A 10,616-nucleotide genomic window follows, 5' to 3' on the forward strand; every position below is an offset into this window, starting at 1 on the left:
AATGTTAGTACCTAAACGTGTTAAACACCGTCGCGAATTTCGTGGTAAAATGCGCGGTGAAGCTAAAGGTGGTAAAGAAGTAGCATTTGGAGAATATGGTCTTCAAGCGACTACCAGCCACTGGATTACCAACCGCCAAATCGAAGCTGCCCGTATCGCTATGACGCGTTACATGAAACGTGGTGGTAAAGTTTGGATTAAAATCTTCCCACACAAATCATACACTGCCAAAGCTATCGGTGTGCGTATGGGATCTGGGAAAGGTGCTCCAGAAGGTTGGGTTGCACCAGTTAAACGTGGTAAAGTGATGTTTGAAATCGCTGGTGTATCTGAAGAAGTTGCTCGTGAAGCTCTTCGTCTTGCAAGCCACAAATTACCAGTTAAAACAAAATTCGTAAAACGTGAAGCAGAATAAGGAGAAGGCATGAAACTTAATGAAGTAAAAGAATTTGTTAAAGAACTTCGTGGTCTTTCTCAAGAAGAACTCGCGAAGCGTGAAAATGAATTAAAGAAGGAATTGTTTGAACTTCGTTTCCAAGCAGCAGCAGGTCAATTAGAACAAACTGCACGCTTGAAAGAAGTGAAAAAACAAATCGCTCGTATCAAAACTGTTCAATCAGAAGTTAAATAATAGACTTGGGAAAGGAGAAATTCTAAAATGGAACGTAATCAACGTAAAACCCTTGTTGGACGCGTCGTTTCTGACAAGATGGATAAAACAATCACAGTTGTAGTTGAAACTAAACGTAACCACCCAGTCTATGGTAAACGTATTAACTACTCTAAAAAATACAAAGCACATGATGAAAACAACATCGCTAAAGAAGGCGATATCGTTCGTATCATGGAAACTCGTCCGCTTTCAGCTACAAAACGCTTCCGTCTTGTAGAAGTTGTAGAAGAAGCTGTCGTTATCTAATCTTACCTGAAAGGAGAAAACTTAAATGATTCAAACAGAAACTCGTTTGAAAGTTGCTGACAACAGCGGTGCACGCGAAATCTTGACAATCAAAGTTCTTGGTGGTTCAAAACGCAAATTCGCTAGCATTGGTGATGTCATCGTTGCATCTGTAAAACAAGCTACTCCTGGTGGTACGGTTAAAAAAGGTGACGTTGTAAAAGCGGTTATCGTTCGTACTAAATCAGGTGCTCGTCGTAAAGATGGTTCATACATCAAATTTGACGAAAACGCTGCAGTGATTATCCGTGATGATAAAACTCCTCGCGGAACTCGTATCTTTGGTCCAGTTGCACGTGAGTTGCGTGAAGGTGGATTCATGAAGATTGTGTCACTTGCCCCAGAAGTACTTTAATCTCAAACAAACTAAGTCCCCTATCTTTGATTAGATAGGGTGCCCATCAGGGCGTAAGAAATCAAAGGAGAAACCAATGTTTGTAAAAACTGGCGACAAAGTTCGCGTGATTGCTGGTAAAGACAAAGGTGTTGAAGCCAAAGTCGTTGCTGCACTTCCAAAAGTAAATAAAGTTGTTGTTGAAGGTGTAAATATCATCAAAAAACACCAAAAACCGAATAACGAAAACCCTCAAGGTGCTATCGTGGAAAAAGAAGCACCAATCCATGTGTCTAATGTTCAAGTGTTGGACAAAAATGGTGTTGCAGGACGTGTTGGCTACAAGTTTGTAGACGGCAAAAAAGTTCGTTACAATAAAAAATCAGGCGAAGTGCTTGACTAATCACGAAGGAAAGGAGAAGTATAATGGCTAATCGTTTAAAAGAAAAATATCTTAATGAAGTAGTTCCTGCTTTGACTGAAAAGTTCAACTACTCATCTGTTATGGCTGTGCCAAAAGTGGATAAAATCGTTTTGAACATGGGTGTTGGTGACGCTGTTTCAAATGCTAAAAACCTTGAAAAAGCTGCTGAAGAGCTTGCTCTTATCTCAGGTCAAAAACCACTTATTACTAAAGCTAAAAAATCAATCGCCGGCTTCCGTCTTCGTGAAGGTGTAGCGATCGGTGCTAAGGTAACTCTTCGTGGTGAACGCATGTATGAATTTTTGGATAAATTGGTTACTGTATCACTTCCACGTGTTCGTGACTTCCATGGAGTTCCAACAAAATCATTTGATGGACGCGGAAACTATACACTTGGTGTGAAAGAACAGTTGATTTTCCCAGAAATTAGCTTTGATGATGTTGATAAGACGCGCGGTCTAGACATCGTTATCGTAACAACTGCTAACACTGATGAAGAATCACGTGAATTGCTTACAGGCCTTGGAATGCCTTTTGCAAAATAATCTAGGAGGTAAATAAATTGGCTAAAAAATCAATGATTGCTAAGAACAAACGCCCAGCGAAGTTCTCTACGCAAGCTTACACTCGTTGCGAACGTTGTGGTCGTCCACATTCAGTTTACCGCAAGTTTAAACTTTGCCGTGTTTGCTTCCGTGAATTGGCATACAAAGGACAAATTCCAGGCGTTACCAAAGCTTCTTGGTAATTATAGCTTCCATTTTCATCGTGAGTCGCCGTTATTCGCTCTTGCCTAACTCAAGTTATGCCTGCGAGCGAATGCCTAGACTCACTTAGAAAATGAAACCTATAAATAAAATAATATTTTGAGCCTAGCTCAATCATTAACTAGCAAGTGAAAGCTTCAAACTACTAGTAAGAGGAGAAAATAAAAATGGTTATGACTGACCCAATTGCAGACTTTTTAACACGTATTCGTAATGCGAATCAAGCAAAACACGAAGTGCTTGAAGTACCTGCATCAAATATCAAAAAAGGAATTGCTGAAATTCTTAAACGCGAAGGTTTTGTGAAAAACGTTGAGTACATTGAAGACGACAAACAAGGTGTTATTCGTGTATTCCTTAAATACGGTCAAAACGGTGAAAAAGTAATCACTGGTTTGAAACGTGTTTCAACTCCAGGACTTCGTGTTTATAAAAAACGTGAAGATCTTCCAAAAGTTTTAAATGGACTTGGAATTGCGATCATTTCAACATCTGAAGGCTTGTTGACTGACAAGGAAGCACGCCAAAAAAATGTTGGTGGGGAAGTAATCGCCTACGTTTGGTAAAATTATAGCTTCCATTTTCGTTGTGAGTCGTTGTTATTCGCTCTTGCCTAACTCAAGTTATGCCTGCGAGCGAATGCTTAGACTTACTTAGAAAATGAAACCTATAACTGCACTTTCTGCTATTTTAATAGCAGTCCCGTGAAAACTAGTCGCTCTGTGGCTTGATAATCTAACAGGAGAAAAAATAACATGTCACGTATTGGTAATAAAGTTATCGTATTGCCTGCTGGTGTTGAATTGACCAACAAGGACAATGTGGTAACTGTAAAAGGACCTAAGGGAGAACTCACTCGTACGTTCTCAAAAGATATTGAAATCCGTGTGGAAGGAACAGAATTAACACTTCACCGTCCAAACGATTCAAAAGAAATGAAAACGATCCACGGTACAACTCGTGCCCTTTTGAACAACATGGTTCATGGTGTCTCAGAAGGCTTCAAAAAAGAACTTGAAATGCGTGGGGTTGGTTACCGTGCCCAACTTCAAGGGAAAAAGCTTGTGCTTTCAGTTGGTAAATCTCATCCAGATGAAGTAGAAGCTCCTGAAGGCATTACTTTTGAACTTCCAAATCCAACAACTATTGTTGTGAGTGGAATCTCAAAAGAAGTGGTAGGGCAAACTGCTGCTTACATCCGTAGCCTTCGTGCTCCTGAACCATATAAAGGAAAAGGAATTCGCTACGTTGGTGAATTTGTTCGCCGTAAAGAAGGTAAAACAGGTAAATAATGTTATACGGTTGTTCTTCAACCGAAATAATTATTTCCAACTTTGTGCTTAGGCACACAATAAAATTAAGAGGTGAAAATTGTGATTTCGAAACCAGATAAAAACAAAGTCCGCCAAAAACGCCATCGTCGCGTTCGCGGAAAACTCTCTGGAACTGCTGATCGCCCACGTTTGAACGTTTTCCGTTCTAATACAGGCATCTACGCTCAAGTAATTGATGACGTAGCGGGTGTAACGCTCGCAAGCGCTTCAACTCTTGACAAAGAAGTTTCAAAAGGAACTAAAACTGAACAAGCCGTTGTTGTTGGCAAACTTGTTGCTGAACGTGCAGTTGCTAAAGGTATTACTGAAGTGGTGTTCGACCGCGGTGGATATCTATATCACGGACGTGTTAAAGCTTTGGCTGATGCAGCTCGTGAAAACGGATTGAAATTCTAAAAGGGAGGACACTAGAAAATGGCATTTAAAGACAATGCAGTTGAACTTGAAGAACGCGTAGTTGCGATTAACCGTGTTACAAAAGTTGTTAAGGGTGGACGTCGTCTTCGTTTTGCAGCTCTTGTAGTTGTTGGTGACCGTAATGGTCGTGTTGGTTTTGGTACTGGTAAAGCTCAAGAAGTACCAGAAGCAATTCGCAAAGCCGTTGAAGATGCAAAGAAAAACCTAATTGAAGTACCAATGGTTGGAACAACAATTCCTCACGAAGTAACATCAGAATTTGGTGGAGCTCGTGTATTGTTGAAACCAGCTGTAGAAGGTGCTGGAGTAGCTGCTGGTGGTGCTGTTCGTGCCGTCATCGAATTAGCAGGTGTAGCAGATGTAACATCTAAATCACTTGGTTCTAATACTCCAATCAACATCGTTCGTGCAACTGTTGAAGGTTTGAAACAATTAAAACGCGCTGAAGAAGTTGCTGCCCTTCGTGGTATTTCAGTTTCTGACTTAGCATAAGAAAGGAGATTCACATGGCTCAAATTAAAATTACTTTGACAAAGTCTCCAATCGGACGCATTCCGTCACAACGTAAAACTGTTGTAGCACTTGGACTTGGCAAATTAAATAGCTCAGTTATTAAAGAAGATAATGCTGCCGTTCGTGGTATGATTACAGCTGTTTCTCATTTGGTAACTGTTGAAGAAGTTAAGTAAGCAATCATTTTGCTAGCAAAACTTTGAATTGAGATAAACTAGGGGATGAGAGGATTTTCTCAGCCCCTAAAACTAAATATATGTATAGGCGAGTTTATACTGGGGACACCTTTTCTTCAGTATAAGCGCTAGCATTTTACAAAAGAGGAGAAAAATATAATGAAACTTCATGAATTACAACCTGCTACAGGTTCTCGTAAAGTCCGCAACCGTGTTGGTCGTGGTACTTCATCAGGCAATGGTAAAACTTCTGGTCGCGGTCAAAAAGGTCAAAAAGCTCGTAGTGGTGGAAAAGTTCGTCTTGGTTTTGAAGGTGGACAAACACCATTGTTCCGTCGTATGCCAAAACGTGGTTTCTTGAACATCAATCGTAAAGAATATGCAATCGTAAATCTTGACCAATTGAATGTTTTTGAAGATGGCACAGAAGTAACTCCAGTTGTACTTATCGAAGCAGGGATTGTAAAAGCTGAAAAATCTGGTGTTAAGATTCTTGGTAACGGCGAATTGACGAAGAAATTGACTGTGAAAGCAGCTAAATTCTCTAAATCAGCTGAAGAAGCTATCACTGCTAAAGGTGGTTCAGTGGAAGTCATCTAAGCGAGGTGACCTATGTTTTTTAAACTATTAAAAGATGCATTAAAAATCAAACAGGTTCGTTCAAAAATTCTCTTTACAATTTTTATTGTATTAGTATTTCGAATTGGTACGACCATTACTGTTCCAGGTGTTAATGCAAAAAGCTTGGAAGCTCTGAATGGGCTTTCCTTTCTAAACATGCTCAGCCTTGTTTCAGGTAATGCATTGCGAAATTTCTCAGTTTTTGCATTGGGAGTCAGTCCATACATTACCGCTTCCATTGTTGTACAATTACTCCAAATGGATATTTTACCTAAGTTTGTAGAATGGGGTAAACAAGGTGAAGTTGGGCGAAGAAAGTTAAATCAAGCGACGCGCTATATTGCCTTAGTCTTGGCATTTGTTCAATCTGTCGGTATTACAGCAGGTTTCCATACCTTATCTAGCGCTAAATTGGTGGCAACACCTAATTGGCAGACCTATTTGTTAATTGGTTTTCTTTTAACGACGGGTTCTATGATTGTGACTTGGTTAGGGGAACAAATAACGGATAAAGGCTATGGTAATGGTGTTTCTATGATTATCTTTGCAGGTATCGTAGCAGCAATTCCAGGAATGATTAAGAGTATATATGTGGACTACTTTGTCAATGTACCAAGCAGCCGTATTACTTCATCTATCATTTTTGTTACTATTCTGATTATAGCTGTTTTGCTTATTATTTACTTTACAACATTCGTTCAACAAGCAGAATATAAAATTCCAATCCAGTATACGAAGATTGCTCAAGGGGCGCCTTCTAGCTCTTACCTTCCTTTGAAGGTCAACCCAGCAGGTGTTATTCCTGTTATCTTTGCAAGTTCGATTACTGCCGCACCTGCAGCTATTTTCCAATTTTTGACAGCTACAGGTCACAACACACAGTGGGTTCGAGTGGCACAGTCGTTGTTTGCGACGACAACAGTCAGCGGTATTGCGATGTATGCACTCTTGATTATTTTGTTTACATTTTTCTATACATTTGTACAAATCAATCCAGAGAAAACAGCAGAAAATTTGCAAAAGAGTGGTGCTTACATTCATGGTGTCCGTCCGGGTAAAGGAACAGAAGAATACATGTCCAAGCTGCTTCGTCGCTTGGCGACAGTTGGTTCACTTTTCTTAGGATTTATTTCGATTTTACCGATTTTAGCAAAGGATTTGTTTGGATTGACAGATGCCGTTGCTTTGGGTGGTACTAGTTTGTTGATTATTATTGCAACTGGTATTGAAGGAATGAAACAACTTGAAGGTTATCTTCTAAAGAGAAAATATACTGGCTTTATGAATATAACAGAATAGAAATAAAGTAAAGAAAGATATTTTATACTTGAAAAGCAATTTGCGTTACATAACGAACGCAATGGTTGATGATGAAAATGAGTTTTTGTTTTTATCCTGAATCAACTATGTTGCGGGGTGGGAGAGCAAATCGAAAATCATAGATTTTCTGAAGTCTGTCCCACTCTTTCTATTTTGTTTTTAAACAAGTTTATGAAATACTGTTAATAGGTTTATTTAAAAACAAAAAAGGAGAAGGATCATGAATCTTTTGATTATGGGCTTGCCGGGGGCAGGCAAGGGAACTCAAGCCGCTAAAATCGTTGAGGAATTTGGTGTTGCGCATATCTCAACAGGGGATATGTTCCGTACAGCTATGGCAAATCAGACTGAAATGGGTGTGCTTGCTAAAACATACATTGACAAAGGCGAATTGGTACCTGATGAAGTGACCAATGGAATTGTCAAAGAACGACTATCACAAGATGATATTAAAGAAAAAGGCTTTTTGTTAGATGGTTACCCACGTACCATTGAGCAAGCTCATGCACTGGATCAGACACTTGCTGAACTTGGGCTTACTTTAGACGGGGTTGTTAATATCGAAGTGGATCCTAACAGCTTGCTAGAGCGCTTGAGCGGACGAATTATTCACAAAAAAACGGGAGAAACTTTCCATAAAGTCTTCAATCCACCAGCAGATTATAATGAAGAGGATTATTACCAACGTGAGGATGATAAACCAGAAACCGTGAAACGCCGTTTAGATGTCAATATCGCTCAAGGAGCACCAATTATTGAACACTATCGTTCTCAAAACTTGGTTTATGATATTCAAGGGAATCAAGAGATTGGTGATGTGTTTAAGGACATTGAAAAAGTCTTGATGAATTTGAAATAAAAGCGTTTTTCAAGCTTGCAATATTTGACAAGTAGTGATACAATAAAATAGTCTGACTTATAATTGTTACCTCTGTGTTCAGAGGGGCAAATCGAAATTTAGGGGGGTGCTTTTGCGTGGCAAAAGACGATGTGATTGAAGTTGAAGGCAAAGTAGTTGATACAATGCCGAATGCAATGTTTACGGTTGAACTTGAAAATGGACATCAGATTTTAGCAACAGTTTCTGGTAAAATTCGTAAAAACTATATTCGTATTTTAGCGGGAGACCGTGTTACTGTCGAGATGAGTCCTTATGATTTGACACGTGGACGGATCACCTACCGCTTTAAATAATCGAAATACTTGGAGGGATAAGAAATGAAAGTAAGACCATCGGTCAAACCAATTTGCGAATACTGTAAAGTTATTCGTCGTAATGGTCGTGTTATGGTGATTTGCCCAGCAAATCCAAAACACAAACAACGTCAAGGATAATAGAAAGGAGAAAAAATGGCTCGTATTGCTGGAGTTGATATTCCAAATGACAAACGTGTAGTTGTTTCACTCACTTATGTATACGGTATTGGTCTTCCAACATCTAAGAAAATTTTAGCTGCTGCTGGAGTTTCAGAAGATATTCGTGTAAAAGATTTAACATCTGACCAAGAAGACGCTATCCGTCGCGAAGTGGATGCAATCAAAGTTGAAGGTGACCTTCGTCGTGAAGTAAACTTAAACATCAAACGTTTGATGGAAATTGGTTCATATCGTGGAATCCGTCATCGTCGTGGACTTCCTGTACGTGGACAAAACACTAAGAACAATGCTCGCACTCGTAAAGGGAAAGCTGTTGCGATTGCTGGTAAGAAAAAATAATATAAGGAGGTAAAAAGTCTTGGCTAAACCAACACGTAAACGTCGTGTGAAGAAAAATATCGAATCTGGTATTGCTCATATTCACGCTACATTTAACAACACTATTGTTATGATTACTGATGTGCATGGTAACGCAATTGCTTGGTCATCTGCTGGAGCTCTTGGATTTAAAGGTTCACGTAAATCTACACCATTTGCTGCCCAAATGGCATCTGAAGCTGCCGCAAAATCTGCACAAGAACACGGTCTTAAATCAGTTGAAGTTACTGTTAAAGGTCCAGGTTCTGGTCGTGAGTCAGCTATTCGTGCGCTTGCTGCCGCTGGTCTTGAAGTAACAGCTATTCGTGATGTGACTCCTGTGCCACACAATGGTGCTCGTCCTCCAAAACGTCGCCGTGTATAATCATAAACCATTACACTGCTTTTCGTTTAAGAGGGAGTAACTAAATGATTGAGTTTGAAAAACCAAATATAACAAAAATTGATGAAAATAAAAACTACGGCATATTTGTAGTAGAACCATTAGAACGTGGTTATGGTACAACGCTTGGGAACTCACTTCGTCGTGTACTTCTTGCATCTCTACCAGGTGCTGCTGTAACATCTATCAATATTGAAGGTGTATTGCACGAATTCGATACAGTTCCAGGTGTCCGTGAAGACGTGATGCAAATCATTCTGAACATCAAAGGAATTGCTGTAAAATCTTACGTCGAAGACGAAAAGACAATTGAACTAGATGTTGAAGGCCCTGCAGAAATTACTGCTGGAGATATTTTGACAGATAGTGACATTGAAATTGTAAACCCTGATCATTATCTTTTTACAATCGGTGAAGGTGCTAGCTTAAAAGCTATTATGACTGTAAATACAGGTCGTGGTTATGTGCCGGCTGATGAGAATAAAAAAGATAATGCACCAGTAGGAACGCTTGCGGTAGATTCAATCTATACGCCAGTGAAAAAAGTTAATTACCAAGTTGAACCAGCTCGCGTTGGTAGCAATGATGCTTTTGATAAATTAACTCTTGAAATCATGACAGACGGAACGATTATTCCAGAAGATGCCTTAGGGCTTTCTGCACGTATTTTAACAGAGCATCTAGATTTGTTCACTAATTTAACTGATGTGGCAAAATCTGCCGATGTAATGAAAGAAACAGAAAAAGTTTCAGATGATCGTGTATTAGATCGTACAATTGAGGAATTGGATTTGTCAGTTCGTTCATACAACTGCTTGAAACGAGCTGGTATCAATACTGTATTTGATTTGACAGAAAAAACCGAACCTGAAATGATGAAAGTAAGAAATCTAGGACGTAAGAGTCTTGAAGAAGTAAAAGTAAAACTTGCTGATCTCGGTCTTGGATTAAAAAACGATAAATAAAGGAGGAAAACATGACTTACCGTAAACTAGGACGCACTAGCTCACAACGTAAAGCAATGCTTCGCGATTTGACCACTGATTTGATTATCAATGAATCAATTGTGACAACAGAAGCTCGTGCGAAAGAAATCCGTAAAACAGTTGAAAAAATGATTACTTTGGGTAAACGTGGTGATTTGCACGCTCGTCGTCAAGCAGCTGCTTTTGTACGTAATGAAATTGCATCAGAAAACTATGATGAAGAAACAGAAAAGTATACTTCAACTACTGCTCTTCAAAAATTATTCTCTGATTTAGCTCCTCGTTATGCAGAGCGTAATGGAGGATATACTCGTATCCTTAAAACCGAACCACGTCGTGGTGATGCAGCGCCAATGGCAATCATTGAATTAGTATAATTTTTATCAATTTTGTTGAGTGTTATGATGATGGAGTAATATTACTCTTAGTCTAGCTCTGGTCTACCGCTAGGATTTTCCTAGCGGGAACACTCATCTTATGATAATAAACGTAGACGCTTGTTTACGAAATTGCTTTTTATAAAAAGCAATTTCGTAAGCAGGCGTTTTTTATAGTAGCTCTCTCATTTTGCTTGTTTTCACTCTGAAACGACAGGGAGTCTTCCAAGAGGGTCAGAAGGGAGCCAATAC

At 39.3% G+C, this 10,616-nt stretch carries 21 protein-coding genes; all 21 read left to right on the forward strand.

What is annotated here, in order from left to right:
- The first annotated feature begins 1 nt into the window (after nt 1).
- The 21 genes from rplP to rplQ all read left to right on the forward strand — a co-directional run bounded on the left by rplP (nt 2) and on the right by rplQ (nt 10,364).
- Nucleotides 2–415 (forward strand): 50S ribosomal protein L16, encoded by a 414-nt coding sequence (gene rplP / locus FQ204_RS00100; protein WP_003062852.1) that lies wholly within the window; start codon nt 2–4, stop codon nt 413–415.
- A 9-nt stretch (nt 416–424) separates the two neighbouring features.
- Entirely contained in the window at nt 425–631 is a 207-nt protein-coding gene (gene rpmC, locus FQ204_RS00105) for a 50S ribosomal protein L29 (protein WP_003071328.1), read from the forward strand.
- Nucleotides 632–658: 27 nt separating this feature from the next.
- A complete protein-coding gene (gene rpsQ, locus FQ204_RS00110; protein ID WP_144207084.1) occupies nt 659–919 on the forward strand; it encodes a 30S ribosomal protein S17 in 261 nt (86 codons plus the stop codon).
- A 25-nt stretch (nt 920–944) separates the two neighbouring features.
- Nucleotides 945–1,313 (forward strand): 50S ribosomal protein L14, encoded by a 369-nt coding sequence (gene rplN, locus FQ204_RS00115; RefSeq protein WP_003071326.1) that lies wholly within the window; start codon nt 945–947, stop codon nt 1,311–1,313.
- Between the two features lie 76 nt (nt 1,314–1,389).
- Nucleotides 1,390–1,695 carry a 50S ribosomal protein L24 gene (rplX, locus tag FQ204_RS00120; RefSeq protein ID WP_003026539.1) on the forward strand — a complete coding sequence of 102 codons (306 nt, stop codon included), beginning with the start codon at nt 1,390–1,392 and terminating at the stop codon, nt 1,693–1,695.
- A 23-nt stretch (nt 1,696–1,718) separates the two neighbouring features.
- The gene (gene rplE, locus FQ204_RS00125) at nt 1,719–2,261 is read left to right on the forward strand and encodes a 50S ribosomal protein L5 (protein ID WP_003071324.1); all 543 of its coding nucleotides are present in this window, start codon (nt 1,719–1,721) and stop codon (nt 2,259–2,261) included.
- A 17-nt stretch (nt 2,262–2,278) separates the two neighbouring features.
- Nucleotides 2,279–2,464 (forward strand): type Z 30S ribosomal protein S14, encoded by a 186-nt coding sequence (locus FQ204_RS00130; protein WP_001085699.1) that lies wholly within the window; start codon nt 2,279–2,281, stop codon nt 2,462–2,464.
- 186 nt (nt 2,465–2,650) lie between these two features.
- Nucleotides 2,651–3,049: a 30S ribosomal protein S8 gene (gene rpsH / locus FQ204_RS00135; RefSeq protein ID WP_144207087.1), complete on the forward strand. Its 399-nt coding sequence runs from the start codon at nt 2,651–2,653 to the stop codon at nt 3,047–3,049.
- Between the two features lie 189 nt (nt 3,050–3,238).
- Nucleotides 3,239–3,775 (forward strand): 50S ribosomal protein L6, encoded by a 537-nt coding sequence (gene rplF / locus FQ204_RS00140; protein ID WP_144207090.1) that lies wholly within the window; start codon nt 3,239–3,241, stop codon nt 3,773–3,775.
- A gap of 81 nt (nt 3,776–3,856) precedes the next feature.
- Nucleotides 3,857–4,213 carry a 50S ribosomal protein L18 gene (rplR, locus tag FQ204_RS00145; protein ID WP_003026531.1) on the forward strand — a complete coding sequence of 119 codons (357 nt, stop codon included), beginning with the start codon at nt 3,857–3,859 and terminating at the stop codon, nt 4,211–4,213.
- Nucleotides 4,214–4,231: 18 nt separating this feature from the next.
- Nucleotides 4,232–4,726, forward strand: a complete 495-nt coding sequence (gene rpsE, locus FQ204_RS00150; protein ID WP_003029472.1) for a 30S ribosomal protein S5 — start codon at nt 4,232–4,234, stop codon at nt 4,724–4,726.
- A gap of 14 nt (nt 4,727–4,740) precedes the next feature.
- Entirely contained in the window at nt 4,741–4,923 is a 183-nt protein-coding gene (gene rpmD, locus FQ204_RS00155) for a 50S ribosomal protein L30 (RefSeq protein ID WP_003029471.1), read from the forward strand.
- 159 nt (nt 4,924–5,082) lie between these two features.
- A complete protein-coding gene (gene rplO, locus FQ204_RS00160; protein ID WP_144207093.1) occupies nt 5,083–5,523 on the forward strand; it encodes a 50S ribosomal protein L15 in 441 nt (146 codons plus the stop codon).
- Nucleotides 5,524–5,535: 12 nt separating this feature from the next.
- On the forward strand, nt 5,536–6,843 hold the full coding sequence (gene secY / locus FQ204_RS00165) for a preprotein translocase subunit SecY (RefSeq protein WP_144207096.1): 1,308 nt from the start codon (nt 5,536–5,538) through the stop codon (nt 6,841–6,843).
- A 241-nt stretch (nt 6,844–7,084) separates the two neighbouring features.
- Nucleotides 7,085–7,723, forward strand: coding sequence for an adenylate kinase (locus FQ204_RS00170; RefSeq protein WP_144207098.1), 639 nt, complete (start codon nt 7,085–7,087; stop codon nt 7,721–7,723).
- 116 nt (nt 7,724–7,839) lie between these two features.
- Nucleotides 7,840–8,058 (forward strand): translation initiation factor IF-1, encoded by a 219-nt coding sequence (gene infA / locus FQ204_RS00175; RefSeq protein WP_001029883.1) that lies wholly within the window; start codon nt 7,840–7,842, stop codon nt 8,056–8,058.
- A 24-nt stretch (nt 8,059–8,082) separates the two neighbouring features.
- Nucleotides 8,083–8,199, forward strand: coding sequence for a 50S ribosomal protein L36 (rpmJ, locus tag FQ204_RS00180; RefSeq protein WP_001808836.1), 117 nt, complete (start codon nt 8,083–8,085; stop codon nt 8,197–8,199).
- A 15-nt stretch (nt 8,200–8,214) separates the two neighbouring features.
- Nucleotides 8,215–8,580: a 30S ribosomal protein S13 gene (gene rpsM / locus FQ204_RS00185; RefSeq protein ID WP_002262317.1), complete on the forward strand. Its 366-nt coding sequence runs from the start codon at nt 8,215–8,217 to the stop codon at nt 8,578–8,580.
- A gap of 19 nt (nt 8,581–8,599) precedes the next feature.
- Nucleotides 8,600–8,983, forward strand: a complete 384-nt coding sequence (gene rpsK / locus FQ204_RS00190; protein ID WP_001118385.1) for a 30S ribosomal protein S11 — start codon at nt 8,600–8,602, stop codon at nt 8,981–8,983.
- Between the two features lie 44 nt (nt 8,984–9,027).
- Nucleotides 9,028–9,966 carry a DNA-directed RNA polymerase subunit alpha gene (locus FQ204_RS00195; RefSeq protein ID WP_144207101.1) on the forward strand — a complete coding sequence of 313 codons (939 nt, stop codon included), beginning with the start codon at nt 9,028–9,030 and terminating at the stop codon, nt 9,964–9,966.
- Nucleotides 9,967–9,977: 11 nt separating this feature from the next.
- Entirely contained in the window at nt 9,978–10,364 is a 387-nt protein-coding gene (rplQ, locus tag FQ204_RS00200) for a 50S ribosomal protein L17 (RefSeq protein ID WP_144207104.1), read from the forward strand.
- The last annotated feature ends 252 nt before the right edge of the window (nt 10,365–10,616 follow it).

The sequence above is a fragment of the Streptococcus constellatus genome, assembly GCF_902167705.1.
In the GTDB taxonomy this organism is placed as follows: Bacteria; Bacillota; Bacilli; order Lactobacillales; family Streptococcaceae; genus Streptococcus; species Streptococcus constellatus_A.